This window comes from Bartonella sp. EBT8 (assembly GCF_055796165.1).
This window is the reverse complement of sequence record NZ_JBTTDJ010000001.1, coordinates 403,904-419,357: the sequence shown is the minus strand read 5'-3', so window position 1 is coordinate 419,357 and position 15,454 is coordinate 403,904. Positions and strand designations below refer to the sequence as shown.

General features: G+C 37.1%; 11 protein-coding genes, 3 tRNA genes and 1 pseudogene. 7 read left to right on the top strand and 8 right to left on the bottom strand.

Going from position 1 to position 15,454, the window contains the following annotated elements; all coding sequences use genetic code 11:
- The 5 genes and pseudogenes from AC0QT4_RS01860 to AC0QT4_RS01840 all read left to right on the top strand — a co-directional run.
- Positions 1-220 (top strand): annotated as a pseudogene (locus tag AC0QT4_RS01860) (lysozyme); the annotation flags it as partial.
- On the top strand, positions 217-444 hold the full coding sequence (locus tag AC0QT4_RS01855) for a hypothetical protein (RefSeq protein WP_473200001.1): 228 nt from the start codon (positions 217-219) through the stop codon (positions 442-444). The pseudogene AC0QT4_RS01860 and the gene AC0QT4_RS01855, both read left to right, overlap by 4 nt.
- A complete protein-coding gene (locus AC0QT4_RS01850; protein ID WP_473200000.1) occupies positions 377-583 on the top strand; it encodes a hypothetical protein in 207 nt (68 codons plus the stop codon). Before AC0QT4_RS01855 ends, AC0QT4_RS01850 begins: the two co-directional genes overlap by 68 nt.
- Positions 576-791: a hypothetical protein gene (locus tag AC0QT4_RS01845; protein WP_473199999.1), complete on the top strand. Its 216-nt coding sequence runs from the start codon at positions 576-578 to the stop codon at positions 789-791. Before AC0QT4_RS01850 ends, AC0QT4_RS01845 begins: the two co-directional genes overlap by 8 nt.
- A 125-nt stretch (positions 792-916) precedes the next feature.
- Positions 917-1,309 (top strand): helix-turn-helix domain-containing protein, encoded by a 393-nt coding sequence (locus AC0QT4_RS01840; RefSeq protein WP_473199998.1) that lies wholly within the window; start codon positions 917-919, stop codon positions 1,307-1,309.
- Between the two features lie 90 nt (positions 1,310-1,399).
- Here AC0QT4_RS01840 and AC0QT4_RS01835 read toward each other — a convergent pair.
- The 4 genes from AC0QT4_RS01835 to rplU all read right to left on the bottom strand — a co-directional run bounded on the left by AC0QT4_RS01835 (position 1,400) and on the right by rplU (position 6,357).
- A tRNA-Ser gene (locus AC0QT4_RS01835) sits at positions 1,400-1,489 on the bottom strand.
- Between the two features lie 352 nt (positions 1,490-1,841).
- On the bottom strand, positions 1,842-4,370 hold the full coding sequence (ptsP, locus tag AC0QT4_RS01830) for a phosphoenolpyruvate--protein phosphotransferase (protein WP_473199997.1): 2,529 nt from the start codon (positions 4,368-4,370) through the stop codon (positions 1,842-1,844).
- 1,213 nt (positions 4,371-5,583) lie between these two features.
- Positions 5,584-5,853 (bottom strand): 50S ribosomal protein L27, encoded by a 270-nt coding sequence (gene rpmA / locus AC0QT4_RS01825; RefSeq protein ID WP_473199996.1) that lies wholly within the window; start codon positions 5,851-5,853, stop codon positions 5,584-5,586.
- 12 nt (positions 5,854-5,865) lie between these two features.
- A complete protein-coding gene (gene rplU / locus AC0QT4_RS01820; RefSeq protein ID WP_473199995.1) occupies positions 5,866-6,357 on the bottom strand; it encodes a 50S ribosomal protein L21 in 492 nt (163 codons plus the stop codon).
- Between the two features lie 290 nt (positions 6,358-6,647).
- On the opposite strand from rplU, the gene AC0QT4_RS01815 reads away from it, so the two are divergent.
- A tRNA-Ser gene (locus AC0QT4_RS01815) sits at positions 6,648-6,737 on the top strand.
- Between the two features lie 32 nt (positions 6,738-6,769).
- Here AC0QT4_RS01815 and pgi read toward each other — a convergent pair.
- The 3 genes from pgi to AC0QT4_RS01800 all read right to left on the bottom strand — a co-directional run bounded on the left by pgi (position 6,770) and on the right by AC0QT4_RS01800 (position 12,906).
- Positions 6,770-8,434: a glucose-6-phosphate isomerase gene (pgi, locus tag AC0QT4_RS01810; protein ID WP_473199994.1), complete on the bottom strand. Its 1,665-nt coding sequence runs from the start codon at positions 8,432-8,434 to the stop codon at positions 6,770-6,772.
- A gap of 198 nt (positions 8,435-8,632) precedes the next feature.
- Positions 8,633-11,767, bottom strand: a complete 3,135-nt coding sequence (locus AC0QT4_RS01805) for an efflux RND transporter permease subunit (protein ID WP_473199993.1) — start codon at positions 11,765-11,767, stop codon at positions 8,633-8,635.
- Complete coding sequence (locus tag AC0QT4_RS01800) at positions 11,767-12,906, bottom strand: efflux RND transporter periplasmic adaptor subunit (protein ID WP_473199992.1); 1,140 nt, start codon at positions 12,904-12,906, stop codon at positions 11,767-11,769. The genes AC0QT4_RS01805 and AC0QT4_RS01800 overlap by 1 nt, the downstream gene beginning before the upstream one ends.
- A gap of 389 nt (positions 12,907-13,295) precedes the next feature.
- Between AC0QT4_RS01800 and AC0QT4_RS01795 the strand changes: the two genes are divergently transcribed.
- Positions 13,296-13,372, top strand: a tRNA-Arg gene (locus AC0QT4_RS01795).
- 915 nt (positions 13,373-14,287) lie between these two features.
- Here the strand turns inward: AC0QT4_RS01795 and AC0QT4_RS01790 are convergent.
- Positions 14,288-15,097 (bottom strand): GNAT family N-acetyltransferase, encoded by an 810-nt coding sequence (locus tag AC0QT4_RS01790; protein WP_473199991.1) that lies wholly within the window; start codon positions 15,095-15,097, stop codon positions 14,288-14,290.
- Positions 15,098-15,454: the final 357 nt, after the last annotated feature.

The window sequence follows — 15,454 nt, the reverse complement described above, 5'->3', positions numbered from 1 at the left end:
AGCTTATGTTTCCTCCAATTATCAACCAGTAGAAACCACACAACCAACGGGGGTTTTCAAAGCAGAAACACTTGCCCCAATTATTGGTTCTTTTTCTGGTCTTGGTGGTTTGTTGGCAGGCAATGGCCCCATTCAATGGGCATTGGCAACCATTATGGTCTTAGCCGCCTGTGCAGGACTTTTCTGTGTCGCAAGACGCTTTCAGGAGCACAAATTATGATCTTATGGATGAAAAAAAATCTGATGCTCACAGGCGCGGCTTTAGCCGTTTTTTTTATGATTTTAGCAAAAGCTTTTGTTCTTGGCAAAAAGACTGAACAGCAAAAGCAAACAGAGAAGGCTTTAAAGAGTGCAACAACACGGATTGAGGTGGAAAATGAAATTAATCAAAAAAGTGATGCTGATGTGCGTGCTGATCTCTCTCACTGGTTGCGCGACAAATAAAGTTGCTTCTTTTTGTGTGGGGTGGTTGCCGATATATTTGGAGCGCCAAGATTTAAATGCCATCAGTTCAAACTTAGCAAGAGAGATCTTAAAGCATAACAAGCAAGGTGAATACCTGTGTGGGTGGAAACATGGCTAGAAAAACTGAAAAACACACGGAGCTTACAGAAGCAGAAAAAGAAATGCTTCAAGAAATGATCATCACCTACCAAAGTGTGAAAATGATGTCTCGCTTGATGAAGTGGATTGCGTTTTTTCTCTTTTTACTCATCCTTGACTTTGCTCGGCTTATGGATGCGATAGACAATGTCTTTACGCATTTAAAACAGTGGTTTTCAAAGAATTAGTTCATCCACATCTCTCTTAAAATAGCTTCCCTTCGAAAAGAAATCTTTCCTAATAATTGAGAGAAATAGTTTTCAAATATGCTAAAATCAGGGTGAATGTTCATTTGTTTCATAGGATTTTTTAGATGATTACACCCTTTGGTAAAACCTTACGCAAACTTCGCATTGATCACTCTGAACGTCTTTTAGATATGGCAGAGAGATTAGGTATATCCGTACCATTTTTATCATCTGTAGAAATTGGCAAAAAATCTGTACCGGTTGGCATGGAAGAAAAGATCATAGAGCTTTACGCTTTAAATCAAGAGGCGGCCGCCCGTTTAAGGAGAGAATCAGATGCTTGTCGTAGCAGTTTTACCATCAAGTCGTCTGATCCCTTGTGTCGTGAAACCATTGGCATGTTTACGAGACTTTTAAAGGTTTTTTCACAACAGGATTTGGAATCCTTCAAAGGAATATTAGAAGCGATTAGAGAAGAGAAAAGCCAAAAAAATGTTCGTGTTGCGGAGGAATGTTAGAAAATCCTATTCCCTAACCTTTATTCACGTATCCCGCACCTTTAAAAAACATATGGAAAACCAATAAGTCATTTATTGTTAAATATTGAATGGCGGAGAGAGAGGGATTCGAACCCTCGATATGGTTTCCCATATACACGCGTTCCAGGCGTGCGCCTTCAACCACTCGGCCACCTCTCCAGAAGCTTGCACTATACCCAGAAAGAAATAACGTGCAAGCTTAAACTCATACTCAAAATTCAAAAAACAACTTTATTTATCAAAACGAGGCAAGATAATTACTAAATAACAGGTAATTTCTCTACTTTTAAAAAGTAACTTTTTCGTGGATAGGCAACATACCACGAACCTCTATCCATATTTATATCTAATAATCGGCAGGATAAGCAATTACATGAGCCTTTTGGTCAACCAACATTACACCATATTTCACGAGGATAATAAAATTGATGTTAACAAAATTATTTATAATGTGATTTCTCTTTAGCAAATTACAGAATGTAATCATTATCCTTGCCTTAAAGTTTCTACATCATTTTATATCATTGCTAAGAGCGCGGACAGCTCGTGCAGTTTCACACTGTAATGCCTTTCTTGCTAAAATTTTCATATCTGCAAAACTATGAGTTTGCAAACGTGCTTTTACTGAAGAAATATCACTGGAGATCATAGAAAGTTCGTTAATTCCCAAACCAGTTAAAATCATCGCTGCAAAAGGATCTCCAGCCATATCACCACACACACTAACCCAACAATTATGTTTTTCTGCACCCTGGATAGTATAATGAATCATGCGTAAAATTGCTGGATCAAGACTATCAGCTTCAGAGACAAGATAAGGATTTTGGCGATCAACAGCCATTGTATACTGCGTTAAGTCGTTCGTTCCAATCGAGAAAAAATCAACATAAGCACTCAAAATATCTGCCATAATAGCGGCAGCTGGGACCTCTACCATAATCCCAAGCTTTAATTTTGGTGCACTAATATCATTGCGAATTTCTTCCATGATTTTTTTCATAGCAAAAATCTCTGAAACAGACATAACCATCGGAAACAGAATCCATAAATCTCCGCCTTCTTTTGCGGCTCGATACAAAGCACGTAATTGAGGAACCAAAAGATCTCGCCGACGTAATAAAAGCCGCATTCCTCGAACACCTAAAAAAGGATTGTTCTCTTTAGATAAATGTAAATGTGTAACCTGTTTATCTCCACCAATATCCAGCGCACGGATAATCAATGGCTTATCCCCAACCGCTGCAATCATTGCTCTATAAACATTAAATTGTGCTTCTTCACTTGGAATATGTGGACTATCTAAAAATAAAAATTCTGTACGCATAAGGCCAACACCTTCAGCCCCCAAATCTAAGGCAGCAGAAACTTGATTTGTATCATTGACATTAGCCATGATGCGAATCCTTTGGCCATCTGTCGTTTGCACTGGTAATCTAAATACACGTATTTCGCTGTCACGCTTTTGCGTGACAACATTTATCTGCCTTTGCACATCTTCAACATCTTCAGGAACAGGATCAAGGTAAATGAACCCATTATCACCATCAATAATAGCTTGGACATCACATTCAATTGCTAAAACATCAGTCCCCATAGCAACAATCATTGGAATACCAAGAGTACGCGCTAAAATAGCTGTATGAGACAGTGGCCCTCCCCATGCTGTTGCTAATCCTTGCACCTTTGTACAATCAAGCTGAGCTATATCAGAAGGAGATAAATCATCTGTAACAAGAATAATACCACGCGGGATATCATTTAAAAAGAATGATCTATAGGATGGATTGATTTCACCTAGAACACGACGACCAACGTCAATTAAATTTACAGCACGCGCCGCTAATAAAGGATTATCTACCTTAGAAAACATATCTGCAAATTGCCGAACTGCTCTATCCCAAGACCACGCGACACCATGACCTTCTGCAATAAAACGAAAAGCTTGCGCTATCAAATTTTCATCTTCAAGAAAAACCATTTGTGCAGAAAAAATCGCAGCTGAATCTGCCCCCATACGCGCTGTAATCTCAGCAACAACTGATGCCATCTTATGTTTGGTTTTTGTAAGAGCATTTTCAAGACATGCAGTGCCAATTGCAAAATCAATTGGCTGATCCGTTATGGAAATATTATTTTGCTTTAAAACAAAAATCTTACCAAGAGCTAACCCTGAACTTGCTCCAACACCAGAAATACCTCTTTGCCCAGAGCGTGGATACCAACTATGAAAAGCTTTAGAGTGAGATTCTATTTCTCTCATCATACATTTTTCACTTATGCTCACTTTTTTCGCAACAGAAATTGCATCCTTAAGAAGTTGTACACCCTCTGCAGCATCCGTCGAAAAAATCAGAACATCACCGTTTTTTGCTCCTAATTGCAACAAACCAACTAAATTTTTCATTTCAACAGCATACTGACCATGGCGAATTCTGATAGAACTCTGAGCTTTTTTTGCAAAGTCAACCCAAAGAGAAGCTGGTCGCGCATGAAGACCACTTGGATAATCTAAAGTCCATTCTTGGTAAACTGACAGATCACCAATCAAATTCTTCCCCATTTTTATATCCTGACCAAATAGAGTTGTAACAATTTGTTGTTTATCTGTCGTTATTGAAAGAGCTTCAAGCCGTTCCTTATCAAATAAAAGAGGCGTTAATTGTCTGCAAATCTCTCGATATCGATCTGGACAAGCAGCAATGGCAATAACTAAATGTGCCTTCTTTCCCTGCCGCCACTCAACACCAGCAGGAACCTGTATAACAGCAACAGCATCTCTAATAATCAAATGACGACTTTCAACCATTCCATGAGGAATTGCTATACCATTCCCAAGCCACGTATTCGTGATTGCCTCACGTTGGAGTACGCTTGCCAGATAACATTTGTCAACCGCACCAACCTGTACAAGCAATTCAACAGCAGCACGAATCGCATCATTTTTATGATCAAAAGCAGCAGCAAGTTGTACAGACCTTATAGATAAAATTTCACCCTCGTTAAAATCTGTATTCAGTGCTTCTACTTTCTCACATCTCATGATGAATTTAAACTCCCTCATATTTGAGCATGAATATTTCTGATAAATTTTATTTCAAAGCCGTATTTTCCAACATACAAAACATAAATAATACCGCAATTTTCCTTGGTTGTACGGAATATAATTGAACGGTAAATTTCCTCCACCGTGATCCCTCAACCAACTGGCATCACTCGCACTCTTTATTGCACAAAGAAAAACACCCCAATCTTTGCACACCAAATCAATTGAAAAACTATTGTATTACCCTCTCAAGTTATTCGACATAACCTGTTATTACTCCTCATATAAAAAACAGAATATCCCCAATCTCAGCACCTTTAGCTAATTTTAATTCCCTCAAAATTGAGCAACCTGTTGTTCCTTCTCTCTCACCTTATTAAATGATCAAAAACGAACAAACGTAACCTCTCTCATTAAGATTACATTGTAATAAATATCTCACAGCACAAAATCCTCAAGAGACAACCTTGACTACATTACAGAATTCTCTTTTTCAAATAACCATTCAAACCGTAAAACCCTCTTCATTGGATCACTCACCCCAAGATGCATATCCAAAAAATAAACAAATCCCTAAACACAACCCTAATTTCTAAATATTTTAAAAAGCAAAATAATAACGCTGCAAAATGAAAAGTGCTTTTAGCTTAACAAACCTTTGATTTTATACTTATAAGTTTGTTTTCATAATGTTTTATAACAGATAGATAAAAACACTTTTAAAGTCTCTTCTCGCATATCAATCGCTTCTCTCTTATCACGCTTAAATTCCCTTAATAGCATAACTTCACCCTAGAGACTGAAATCCTCCAACATACAGACTTCAAAATAGCTTTGATGAATACTACCACAATCTTTTTATCTGTTCTCTCTCTTCTAAACCGATAGCCTTACTCATCTCATAACTCTTTAAAGAATATTATAACTATCAAAAATAACCACAAACTCATCATCTTTTGCAACATGAGCGGAAAATTTCATCATAACGTTCATGCTTTCAGTATAAATGGAATATAACATCAATTTTTTGGTTATTTAAGAGGAAGATTTTCCTAGATTTCGTTTTTTGATTTCCTGTACATCACAAAATTAGACTATATCATCAACGCAAAAGAGGAAAGATAGCACCTCTATCTTTCCTCTTTAAGAGCCCTAATCTCACAATGGAAATTCAACAAAACAACGGTTTATTGGTAAAGAATACTAAAAATTACTTTTGTGCTTCTACCATGGGAATAACCGAAACATATGAACGGTTATTTGCTTTCCGTTGAAAAGAAACAGTCCCATTTGATAGCGCAAAAAGAGTATGATCTTTTCCAATACCGACATTGTTACCAGCATGCCAACGCGTACCGCGCTGACGAACAATAATATTTCCAGCAATAACGGCTTCACCACCAAATTTTTTAACGCCAAGACGTTTCGATTCTGAATCGCGACCATTACGCGATGAACCACCAGCTTTTTTATGTGCCATGGACGTTCTCCTTTAATCTTTTTTACTCTCTGCTGCTACAGCCACTTTCTTCTGCGGTGCAGTCTTTTTTTCAGCAGTTTTTTTAGCTGTTTTCTTAACAGAAGCAGCTGCTTCTGTTTCTTTTGTTTGCTCTTTTAATGCAGTGGCTTCCTCTTTAATTGGTTTTGCAACTGTTTTTTTAGGCTTTGAGCCACCCATTAAAATTTCTAATATACGAACTGTTGTCAACTCTTGACGATGACCACGTGTGCGTTTCGAATTTTGACGACGACGCTTTTTAAATGCGATAACCTTACGCCCACGAACTTGCTCTATAATCTCAGCAGTAACCAAAGCATCGGCAATAACAGGCGCACCAATAACCGCATTACCCTCTTGCTCAATCATCAATATATCTTTGAATTCAACAACATCACCCGCATTGCCAATAATTTTTTCAACTTTCACCACTTGGTTAGCAATAACGCGGTATTGCTTACCACCGGTTTTAATGACTGCGAACATTTTTCATCCTTCCGTTCATTCCAGCTCTTATTTAATTTATGCCTCATCAATAAGGGAAAATAGGCTGCTTTTTATCAGTCGTAATCGATTTGAAAAGAAGGATAAACATCCTCCTCAACACAAATATGCGCAGATCTCTCCACGCTTACGTTTTCATATATGACGGAATTTCTATTCTCTGTCAATAAAGTCCTATAAAAAAACAAAAAAGGGTTGTACTAAAAACAATTGAAGGTTATCTACCCGCTATATAGCTTAAAGAATATGAAATTTTATTGCACTTTATATATGGAGAGATGGCTGAGTGGTTGAAAGCACCGCACTCGAAATGCGGCATAGGGGCAACTCTATCGGGGGTTCAAATCCCTCTCTCTCCGCCAAATTATCTTCAAGTAATCTTCATGAGAACAATTTATTCTACACGTTTGGCTTGAATATGTGCCAATAACCCTAATGTTGAGCTATCACGCTTGTTAGCTTTTTTTTCTCCACGCAGTATTGGTAACAATTCATTGGCTAATTCTTTACCAAGCTCCACACCCCATTGATCAAATGAATTAATGTTCATCAAAATACCTTCGACAAAAATACGATGCTCATAAAGTGCAATAAGGCGACCGAGCGCAAAAGGTGTTAGTAAATCCTGAACCACCATAATACTAGGGCGGTTTCCCTTAAAACTTCTATGACGTGCTAAATTATCTGCTTCACATTCATCAATTCCACTTTTTACAAGGATACGCCAAGCATCTTCAACACTGCGTCCCTTCATTAAGGCTTTTGATTGTGCCAAACAATTCGCCACCAACATGTCATGCATATGATGTAAATTGTGTTCATGTCCTTTTACAAATAAAATAAATTCCACGGGAATAACATCTGTTCCTTGGTGCAAAAGCTGAAAAAAAGCATGTTGACCATTTGTCCCTGAATCACCCCAAATAACTGGACCACTTGAAAAAGTTAAGGGTTTTCCAGTCAAAGAAACCTGCTTACCATTCGATTCCATATCAAGTTGTTGCAAATAAGCTGGAAATCGCGCTAAACGCTGTTCATAAGGAATAATAGCACGTGATGAATAACCACAAATGACGCGATGCCAAAACCCTAAAAGAGCAAATCGAATAGGAATATTCTTATGCAAAGGTGCTGCTCTAAAATGTTGGTCCATCTGCTGAGCCCCTTGAAGAAACTGACGAAAATTCTGACCACCTATTGCCAACATAACAACAAGACCAATAGCAGACCAAATCGAATAGCGCCCTCCAACCCAATTCCAAAATCCAAAAACCCTTGAAAAATCTATGCCAAATTCTGCTACTTTATCAAGCGCACTAGAAACAGCAATGAAATGTGTGCGAACAGCTTCCTCCCCTAAATGTGAACAAATCCATTGATGTGCAACTTGAGCATTTGCCATTGTTTCAGCCGTTTTAAAAGTTTTAGAGGCAATAACAAACAGCGTCGTTGCTGGATTCAAAACAGAGAGAATATCGGAAATATGTGCACTGTCAGCATTAGAAACAAAATGGCAATGCGGACCATCATGATAAGGTTTTAAAGCATGCGTGACCATTGCAGGTCCAAGATCAGAACCTCCAATACCAATATTGACAATATCGGTTATCTTCTCACCATTATTTCCCTTATAGCTACCATCACGCACACTTTCAGAAAATCTTTCCATGTTGTTAAGAACAACCTGAATATCCCGAACAATATCATGGCCATCTAACATAAAAACTTCGTCAGCAGACAAACGTAATGCAATATGCAAAACAGAGCGCTTTTCAGTTGTATTAATGGCCTGACCTAAAAACATTGCTTCACGCCTGCCTAATACATCTGCTGCAATTGCTAAATCATCTAAGAGTTGCAATGTTTTAAATGTCACACCACATTTTGAAAAATCAAAAAGAAGATCATCAAGCCTCAAAGAGAAATGGCAAAAACGCTGTTCATCTCCTTCGAAATGTCGACAGATATCATGGACCCCATCCTTGGTAGCATGTCTTCTTAAAGCTTTTAAAATTCCCTCAAAAGCTTTTTCGTTTCGAAGCGGCAAACTCTCTTCCATGAACTTAACTCGTACAATTATTGATAATGAAATCTGTTCAACAAACAGTAATGAAACAGAGAAAATCTCTTTATTACTAACCTATTTTTACTGTTCATATACAAAATAAAAGGGTATGAAAGCGTAAGGGTAAAACCTGAAAACGGCATTTTTAAAACAAAAATAAAAAAACTTCCAAACCTTTCTCTACCAAATACATCATTCAACTTGGCTGAGTTCCTTTATTAAGCGCATAGATTCTTCTGCTTTTGGTCTTACAAAACGTCCCAAAAATAGATAAACAACTGGCGTGACATAAAGCGTAAAAATAGTTGCTAAACCCAAACCACCAACAATAACCCAACCTAAAGCTACACGTGCTTCTGCTCCAGCACCTTTAGCTAAAACCAAAGGAATTCCTCCTAATATAGCACAAATCATCGTCATACAAACTGGGCGAAGACGAATATTCGCCGCTTCTTCAATAGCGTCACGCACGCTTTTTCCTTGATCTCGTAATTGATCTGCAAACTCAACAATAAGAATCCCATTTTTGGCCATAACACCAACTAACAAAATTAAACCAATTTGACTGTAAATATTTAGACTAACTCCACTCAACAGCATAGCAATAACCGCACAACCAATCCCTAATGGTACAGTCGCCATGATGATAAATCCTGAGATAAAACTTTCAAACTGCGCAGCCAAAACTAATAAAATAATCACAAAGGCGATTCCAAAAACAATCATAAAATTGGAAGATGTTTCACCAAGAGTGGCGGCTTCTCCTAAAGGAACAATATAATTTCCCCCTGATAATAAAGGAGCAGCAATTTTCTGTACAGTCTGATAAGCGTTCCCTAAAACGACTCCTGGAGCAAGATTTGCGCTTAAAACAATAGCACTCATGCGCTTCTCTCGTTTTAATTGAGGCGCAATGGCTTTTTCATGCAAGCTTGCAATAACCGATAAAGGAACATATTTATTGCTCTTGGTTTTTAAAAAAATATTTTCCAAATCGTGAGGATTGTTAAGTGGATTGTGACGCGAAGTTAGTTTTACATCATAAGAATGGTCATCGACATAAACGGAACCAATTTTTTTACCATCCAACATTGTTTGCAATGTATTCCCCAAATTGGTGATATCAACCCCTAATTCAGAGGCTTTTTCCCGATTAATTTCAATAAAAAACTGTGGTTGCGTTGCATCAACAGTAAGCCGTGGACGAATGAAATGAGGATCAGCTTGCAAAGCAGTAACAAGTTTATCAGCAATTGGTTGTAATTTTGTATAGTCATTGCCAAGAATTGCAAATTGCAACCCTTGTCCAGTTCCTCTCACACCTAAAGAATTTCCCTGTGCAGCAAACACGAAAACCGCTGGAAACTGCCTAACCTTAGCATTAACATCTTCTACGATCTCTTGTTGAGAGCGCACACGCTTATCCCAAGAGGAAAGCAACAAAATCAAAAAAGCAGTATTCGATGAACCACCGATGCCAGCAATGGAATAACTATTAGCAATCTCTCCAGAGTCACGCAATGGCTGTAAACTCGTTTCAATCTGCTCCACTTGCTCATTCAGATATTGTGTTGAAATCCCCTGTGGTCCATTAATGACCAAAAATATAAGCGCTCTATCTTCTGCTGGCGTCAACTCCTGTTGTAATTTCGTATAGCCTCCAACACAAAGACAGGCAAAAATAAACGAAGCAAAAATAACAGTCCAAGGTCTTTGCAAACATTTATGCAAACTATAAGCATATCCTCTGTTAAAAAAAGAACCTAACTTATGTAAAAAAGTAAGATGACGCGCCGCTTGCTCATCGCTTTCAGCGTATCCTTTGAGAAGACGTGAAGCCAACATAGGGCAAAGTGTTAAGGCAACAATCGAAGAAAGAAGAATAGAAATTGCTAATACAAAACCAAACTCTCTAAAAAGTCCTCCTACTTGCCCAGGAAGAAAAGAAATAGGCACAAACACAGCAACTAACGTTAATGTTGTTGCTAAAACAGCAAAAAATACTTCTCGTGTTCCTAGTACCGCCGCTGCCCTAGGACCTAATCCCATATTACGCCTCCGAACAATATTCTCAAGAACAACAATCGCGTCATCCACCACAAGCCCTGTTGCCAAAACAAGCCCCAAAAATGTGAGAATATTTAAAGAAAATCCGACAAGGTAAATAGCAGCAATTGTACCAATCAAAGCGACAGGAATAGATAATGCGGGGATAAGCGTTACACGAATATCTCTTAGAAAAAGAAAAATCACCAAAATAACACTGAGAACAGCAATGACCAATGCTACCTCAACCTCATGAAGGGCACTTTTAATAAAAAGTGCATCATCACTAATGATGTCCATATGTACAGAAGAAGGAACAACACTTTTGAGATGATTCAAAACCTCTCGAACATCTTGAGAAATATTAAGGGTGTTCGATTGTGCTTTACGCACAATCCCCAGCCCAATTCCTGTCTTCCCATTGACACGAAGAATAACCGTCTCTACATCAGGCGATAAAGTAACATGCGCAACATCACCAAGATGCACATGAGGTTTTAAGACAACCTGTTCAAAAGCTTCTGGTGTTGTTAAACGTGCAGTAGCACGGACAATTAAAGTTTGCTTAGAATTGCGTAATGACCCTACTGGTACATCCGTTGTCATATCAGCAAGAACACGTGAAATATCTGCTACAGTCAATCCATAACTCGCAAGCTTTGCGTGATCGACATCAATTTGAAAAATCTTCGTCCGTGCACTATCAACCTGCACATCACCAACGCCATCAACGGCGGAAAGCGCATCAACAATTTGATCATTTACAACTGCTGTTAAATCATCAATACTCATCGTTGGTGAAGTTACAACTAAATACATCATTGCAGCAGCATTCGAATCTGCTTTAATAATCAAAGGTGTATCAGCATTTCTGGGTAAAGAATACGCAATGCGAGAAAGAGCATCGCGAATGTCAGATGCGGCAACATTCAAATCAACACCAACATTAAAATTAATCTCTACACGGGAACGGCCAAAAGAAGAACTTGAAGAGATTGTTTTAACACCTGACACACGAGAAACAGCATCTTCTATAGGTTTCGTAACTTCACGATCAATTGTTTCCGCTGATGCCCCGGCAAAAGCTGTCACAATTGTTGTTACAGGAGTATCAACATCTGGCAGTTCGCGTACATCAACATTCAACCAAGCAGCAAACCCTGCAATCATGATCATGGCATTTATAACAAAGGTAAAAACAGGTCTGCGAATAAATAAGGCAATGAGACCGCCTTGTTCTCCCTGTGCCATAGGTTGCTTCGTGCTAAATTCCTGACTCATTATACATCCTGCTCATGAGGCACTAATAATTGCTGTTGATGCAGCTTTAAATCATCAAAAGTAATCCTACTTCCTGAATGGAGCATCTGTACTCCTTGAATAACAACTCGATCACCGTTCTTTAAGGGTGCTTCTACAAATATCTGATCTGCTTTATGCTGAATAATTGATACGGGAATCGGCTCTACTTTATCCTCCTTTACACGCCAAACGAATGACCCTTTACTGTTCCACTGAACCGCAAGAGGGTTAACGACAGGGAAAGCGCCATCATGGAATTGAAATGCAACAGAAAAAGACATACCAGAAAGGAGCATATCTTTTTCATTCTTGATTTCAACCTGAACATGAAGTGTGCGGCTTTCTGGATCAATGACATTATCAATCGCATAAATATGACCAACAAAAGTTTTATCCGACTGTGCCGTTAATGTTGCAGTTACTTCATCTCCTTTATGAATATGCGATGTGTACCGTTCAGGTACCCATATATCAACTAAAATACGTTCTCTGTTCTCAATACTACCTATTATAGTGTTAGGAGTAACAGCATGACCTACATTAACCGGCAAAATACCAACAACTCCGTTTATTGGTGCACGAATTGTTCGCCGATCAAGTGCTAAAGTAGCATCACGCAAAACCAAATTTGCATTATCCAACTCCAAACGTGCCGTAATTTCCTGAACTTCTGTTGCTGTATTGCTGGAACGCAATTTAAGAATACGCGAAAGCGTTAATGCACTATTATCACGTTGAACTTTTGCTTTTTCAGCCGTTATTTCCTCCTTTTGAGAATCAAGTTTTGCAATTGCATCACCCACTTTTACTTTTGTGCCCGCTGATACAAAAAGCTTATCAACAACACCTGATGACCAAGGAGTTAACTCTACCGCAGAAAATGCTTTTCCACTTCCAAGTGCATTCAACTGTTCATAAAAATCTTGAACTTTTACAAAATCAACAACAACATTCGTTGGCGGACTTCCCTTCGATGCCTTTAAACTTTTATTCGATGCATTTGTTGTTTTATCCACTATAGAAATGGGTTGCTTTGAACTCTGCTTTCCAGCCCAATAAGTAACCATCAAAACGACAATGAAAAACATAAGTGGAAAAATCTTTTTTGATAACTCCATACATCTACCTTTGCTCTGTCACTATAATACGCAATAATCTGAAAATTTGTTTGAAACAGTTTTCAACAGTCACATCCGAGTTTCGAAAAAATCAAATTGCAGGTAGTATCTCTTGCTCCCCACCGCGAAAAACATATCTCATCCTTACTCTAAATATCTTGCGTAGTTTAAAGCGTCAAGTTAACTATCGTTCATATTGAATTATACTGTTCACAGTAAAAAACGCCATGCACAAACCAACTGAAACCAGCAATAAACTGTAGACTTTTTTTAAGTGTATAATAAAGAGTAAAAGACAAAATTTCTATTTTCACCAAGTTTCACTTGCAATTCCTTAAGGAAAAGATTAGGAAACCCCTTATCTTAATGATATGGAAATTTGAAAATATGCACCCGTAGCTCAGCTGGATAGAGCACCAGACTACGAATCTGGGGGTCAGGAGTTCGAATCTCTTCGGGTGCGCCATATATCAGTAAAGTAAATAGGTTATATAAAAGTTCGGAGATTTTGAATCATTTGATTCTTTTAACTTATTTTTTTATCTATAATGGACTTTTTGTGGTTTTTTGATTCCTTATTTCCAATATAATTTTCTTGGAGTGTTCTGGTAATTGTTTAACGATTTAGGTGTTTTTAATAATTCTAATAAGAATTTTTGAACGGCATGTAGGAAATATTATCTCGTTTTTTGTTTAATGATAATAACTGCGTGTTAACAGGTGTTTCTACCTTTTCTAAATTGTCAGTAGTCCTTGAGCAAAATAGTATAGAGAAATCTATATTATAATAAATATTGAATGAATTAATAATTATATCAATTAATGTAGAAAATAAAATTGCTTTAATGAAACACATATGTTCCATAATATTAGCGATCTCTTTTTCGTTTATTTGAACGAAGTGACCAGTGCATGGAAAACCTTGATGACTGTTCTTAAGAAAAGGGAGATGAGTTTCAGTATGCTTTTCATTTGAAGGGAAGCACGCGAGATCAGCATATATAATATATTCAAGGGCTGAATTAACAGCTTGGTTATTGTATAAAGTGGAAATTTTTCTATTACTTTATTAACAAACCAACCATCTAAAAAACTATGATGAAAATGTAGTTTTAGCTAATTTTCCTTCTAACTCTTCATCAATACAAGCAACAAACAGTAAATTTTCAGTCATATCAAAAAAATTTTCATTTGTTCAAATTGGATCTATAATCGATGCTTTTTTGAAACAATTCTATTTGCAATAACTGATTTTAGCTTTTCTATATCCGTATTAAAGGGGATTGGCCAAAATTCCTTAATTGTATAGATTGGTTGACTATATTTGAGTTCTGCTGAAAATAATAAATTTTCTTGTCAATTAGAAAAAAAGAGTTCATAGCTAAACCACTATGTGTTTATTGGAATAAACTTTGAATTCACCAAAGTTTATAAAACCCAATTTCTTATAAATGCCAATTCCCTCGTGAGAGGCTTGCATACCAATAACATGACATTTCTTTCTTTTTAAATGCTCAATAGCAACTTTTGTCATTAATGTTCTAACACCTCTTTTCTGAAAATCTGGATTGGTGACAATATCATACACCCCACCAACTCCATCCGCTTTAATACAAAAACATATTGCCACAGGATTATTATTTATATAACCAACGAACATATCTACATTAGGATCTTTTTTATAACAGCCACCTATTGTTTCATAAAATATTATCGCCTCCTCATCAAAAGGCTCAAATACTGATGCCATAACATTTCCATAATCTATAAAATCTTGAAGTGATTCAACTTCCTTAATTTTGAAATTATCCAGCATAAAAGTAACATGGGAGTCTATATCTTGTGCTAAAGCCGCCATTCCTACCTCTGTTTCGACATGCTCTAAGCCTATAGATAAGAGAACTTTATCGACGTTATAATGAGACGAATGAGGTCCAACCCACCAAGCTAAAGGTAATTTCTGTACATTAAAGGAATCAATTATGGACTTTGCTTGGTCTACAGGTATAGTTTCTTGTAAATTTTTAGCAGATATAATATTGAATGTGTCTGAAGCAAATGTTGAATTAACAGAAGACACCCCATTTGAAAAATCAACAACCTTCATTTTGGAACACAGTTTTGGTAAAAAACACACCTTTGAAAAAAAATTATTCTCTAACGATAAGTCAATCTTTGATTTATTTAACATTTATTTTTCCTTGTCATTGCTCATCATTTTAAATTGATCTTTTAATACTGAGCCTGTAAAAAATTTATCAGTTTAAAAATAATACAAATTTTTTTTAAATAAGCCTCTATAATTTGCAAGGCTGCAAAAAATCCGCCGCCAATACTAAAAAATTATCCTCTGGGACTTTATTGTTTCTCCCCAATCTCTTGAACCTTATTAAAAATCCTTAACCATTAAAAAATATCAATAAATCAATTTATTATGAAGTAACCTACGACCAGAAATTCTTCTGATATACCATTTTATATGCTTTGTAGCGTTGCTAGATGGCACCATGCCTGCTTTTCCTGATTACAAATCAGAACTTTCTTCCAA

Excerpts from the sequence above, each read along its gene's own strand:
- AC0QT4_RS01800 (WP_473199992.1), bottom strand. The coding sequence starts at position 12,906 with ATGGAGTTATCAAAAAAGATTTTTCCACTTATGTTTTTCATTGTCGTT.
- ptsP (WP_473199997.1), bottom strand. The coding sequence starts at position 4,370 with ATGAGATGTGAGAAAGTAGAAGCACTGAATACAGATTTTAACGAGGGT.
- pgi (WP_473199994.1), bottom strand. The coding sequence starts at position 8,434 with ATGGAAGAGAGTTTGCCGCTTCGAAACGAAAAAGCTTTTGAGGGAATT.
- AC0QT4_RS01850 (WP_473200000.1), top strand. The coding sequence starts at position 377 with ATGAAATTAATCAAAAAAGTGATGCTGATGTGCGTGCTGATCTCTCTC.
- rpmA (WP_473199996.1), bottom strand. The coding sequence starts at position 5,853 with ATGGCACATAAAAAAGCTGGTGGTTCATCGCGTAATGGTCGCGATTCA.
- AC0QT4_RS01790 (WP_473199991.1), bottom strand. The coding sequence starts at position 15,097 with ATGTTAAATAAATCAAAGATTGACTTATCGTTAGAGAATAATTTTTTT.
- AC0QT4_RS01855 (WP_473200001.1), top strand. The coding sequence starts at position 217 with ATGATCTTATGGATGAAAAAAAATCTGATGCTCACAGGCGCGGCTTTA.
- AC0QT4_RS01845 (WP_473199999.1), top strand. The coding sequence starts at position 576 with ATGGCTAGAAAAACTGAAAAACACACGGAGCTTACAGAAGCAGAAAAA.
- rplU (WP_473199995.1), bottom strand. The coding sequence starts at position 6,357 with ATGTTCGCAGTCATTAAAACCGGTGGTAAGCAATACCGCGTTATTGCT.
- AC0QT4_RS01840 (WP_473199998.1), top strand. The coding sequence starts at position 917 with ATGATTACACCCTTTGGTAAAACCTTACGCAAACTTCGCATTGATCAC.
- AC0QT4_RS01805 (WP_473199993.1), bottom strand. The coding sequence starts at position 11,767 with ATGAGTCAGGAATTTAGCACGAAGCAACCTATGGCACAGGGAGAACAA.